Annotated in this window: 3 protein-coding genes; all 3 read left to right on the top strand. The window is 51.5% G+C overall.

Annotated features, from left to right (window positions below; genetic code table 11):
• Positions 1–319 precede the first annotated feature (319 nt).
• Positions 320–1,117, top strand: a complete 798-nt coding sequence (locus KDK14_RS07985; protein ID WP_257264558.1) for a hypothetical protein — start codon at positions 320–322, stop codon at positions 1,115–1,117.
• A 94-nt stretch (positions 1,118–1,211) separates the two neighbouring features.
• On the top strand, positions 1,212–1,838 hold the full coding sequence (locus tag KDK14_RS07980; RefSeq protein WP_257264557.1) for a type I-E CRISPR-associated protein Cas6/Cse3/CasE: 627 nt from the start codon (positions 1,212–1,214) through the stop codon (positions 1,836–1,838).
• Positions 1,839–1,968: 130 nt separating this feature from the next.
• Positions 1,969–2,691, top strand: a 723-nt coding sequence (locus KDK14_RS07975) for a DEAD/DEAH box helicase (protein ID WP_373691049.1), incomplete at its 3' end; no start/stop codon positions are given.

The raw sequence follows: 2,691 nt of genomic DNA, 5'->3' as shown, positions 1-2,691 counted from the left end.
CGTACTGATGTTTCAAGCTGATGGCCTGCTGGTGCCAGTGGCTGGCAGATTTTTTACGTAGTTTCTGGAGTGGTTTTGGTGCCTGCAATGGCTTGAATTATGGGTCTTTTTTTATTTGACGATGTTTATCTATTTAGCAAAGCGGTTGTGACTGTGAGTTATTGTTCCCTACGGGCGCTACCCGCTTCCCGCCAGCCGCTTCCCGAAAAAGATATGCTCTGTGCTTTAACGGGCGGCTGGGAGCGTTCTTCATTCCCACAAAACCCATAAAATTCATGTAAACTCTGCCGTTTTTTCAAAACACCCCCGGACAGTGGTAATGGATGGTATCGATTTTCTCTGGCAGCAGGTTACCGGCCAGATGGCGGATGAAATGCAGCTTGTGGACAGCAGCGAAAATGACGATGCCATCAGTTGTTATTGCTGTGGCAGGCCATCGGGTGAATGGGGTGTGCCTTATTATCAGCTGCGTATTGATACCTACCTGACAACGGATGTGCCTATCTGCGCTCCCTGTAATGCCCTGTTTCATGGCTCCTATCGGTATATGGGTATTGAGAAGGGTACGCCAGAAAAGCCGCTGGTCCCCGGCAAACTGGGTATGCTGGTTGGTTGCGGTTTGATTGTGACGCAACAGCAGAACCTTTTGTTAACCAACCCTGGCTGGGATAAACGACTCAGGGTAGCGACTCAGCCTCTGTTTGAGTTGCACCAGGTCAGTGGTAAAGGTGCCATGGAGTATGCCTGCCAGTTGATTGGTGGACTCAGTGAGAAGGCGTTTCCACTTTTGTATATTTCGGATATTGGCCGGAAGAAAGCCGAGTTGGTGATGAACCTGAAACTGACCCTGAGCAAGGCGCAGATTCAGGTCTGTTCCGGTGAGTTGGTGTTTCGGATTAATACGGAGCTGTTGCATGCCATACGGGAAATGCAGCAGGCCGATAAAAGTGGCTGGAAAAAGCTGGAGCGTTTTATCGTTAACGGTTGTCATGGTCGTATAGCGCCCAGTGATGAAGGGCTCCATGCGTTTCTCTCGGGCAATCCTGAAGCGTTGGCGATTGCCAGATGTTTGCCTGCTGATCCACATGAAAAACTCCAGTTGATGAAAATTTTATAGGAGCGCTTCCCGCTGCCCGCCTCCCGCTGCCCGAAAAAGATAAGACTGGTGCTTTTACGGGAAGCGGGGAGCGGGCGGCGGGAAGCGACAAAAAATGATATATGAATTTGTTGTGCGCAGTGAAACGCCACCTTACCAGCTTTATAAACTGCATCAGGAAGTGATGGATGTGGTTTGTGGTGGTGGGCTTGGGTTGAATAAGGAAGCTGCCCGGCCACTTTGGCGATCCCATCCCTCTGTTAAAAGCAGTAGCGGTGGCAGTTTGCTGCTGGTTCGTTCTTCAAAGCCGCCTTTGGGTGAGGTGAGCAGGGTAAAGGAGCAGGCTGTTCGTTTTGAGGCGGGTGAGCTGCGGAAATTTAACTGTCGGTTGAACCTTTCCAGCCGTGTTTGGGTGGAGCAGCACGGTTTTTTAACCAAAGATCTGAATAAAGGGCTGGAACAAGATCGGGAAAAATGCCGCAAGAAAGTAGAGAAGAGCCTTGCCCCATCGGAGGTGGAACCCTGGCTCAGGCTCCTGCTTAATCAGAACGGAATGACGTTGCAGAATGCCGCTATTGTCAGCCAGAACCGGGTGCAGTTGAAACCGCGCCACTTTATTAATGCGGCGGATATTGTCTTTGTTACCCGTGTTGCTGACCCTAAGCTGGCAGAAGAGGCTTATTGTCGGGGCATTGGGCGTAAACGGGCGTTTGGCTTTGGACTGTTGGTAGAGGCGGAATGAAAAGCTTTTTCACCACAAAGACACAAAGGCACAAAGTTTTTTTGAGTTTGTCTGCGCTACGCGCAGCAAACAAAATAAGTCTTCCTTTGTGTCTTTGTGCCTTTGTGGTTCAAAAAAAGAACCTGATGCTATGACGAACTGTAATGATCTCACTCTAACCAACCTAATAGACCGCATTTTTACCGAAGGCGGTCTGCTGTCAGAGTTGTACGATATGGAGTACCGGGAGCAGCAGCACCATTATGCCCTGGACGTTTGCCGGTGGCTGCAGCTGGAACAACCCTCGGTGGCCATGCTGGAAGGGGAGACCGGCATTGGCAAAAGCCTTGCCTATTTGTTGCCTCTGGCGGTTCATCTCTCGTTGTCCGGACAGCGGGCGCTGATCTCTACTTATACAGTGCATCTGATTCATCAGCTGAACGATGATAAGGAGAAGGTCCGGCGTATTCTTCAGCATCTTCAGCTGCGGCCGGTGACGGTGGCTAATCGTCTGGGCCGGGCTCAGTATATTTCCGCCAGTCGCCTGTTGGCACTGGCAGAAACCACCGAAGATGCCGCCAGTAAACAGCAACTGCTGGCACTGCATAAGAAAATCAGCAAGCAGTATGGCCCCCATATTTATGTGAAATACTGGTCGGAAAATGCCGCCGGTGTTCACCCGGGCGATACGGCCTCGGCCATTGCCCTGACGGAACATTGCTCCGCCGACGATGCCCACTGGTACCATGCCGACTGTGAAGCGGCCAGCCATGCGGATATTGTTTTGACCAGTCATACTTGTTCGATGCTTTATGCGAGGGGGGTTCCTGTCTTTGGTGGGGCGCTTCCCGCTGCCCGCCGCCCGCTTCCCGCA

Origin of the sequence: Endozoicomonas sp. ONNA2, from assembly GCF_024606365.1 — a bacterium.
Lineage (GTDB): Bacteria > Pseudomonadota > Gammaproteobacteria > Pseudomonadales > Endozoicomonadaceae > Endozoicomonas.
The sequence above is the reverse complement of the archived record's forward strand: the minus strand, read 5'-3'. Positions and strand labels throughout refer to the sequence as shown.

Coding starts and splice junctions, on each gene's coding strand:
- KDK14_RS07985 (WP_257264558.1), top strand. CDS start 320: ATGGATGGTATCGATTTTCTCTGGCAGCAGGTTACCGGCCAGATGGCG.
- KDK14_RS07980 (WP_257264557.1), top strand. CDS start 1,212: ATGATATATGAATTTGTTGTGCGCAGTGAAACGCCACCTTACCAGCTT.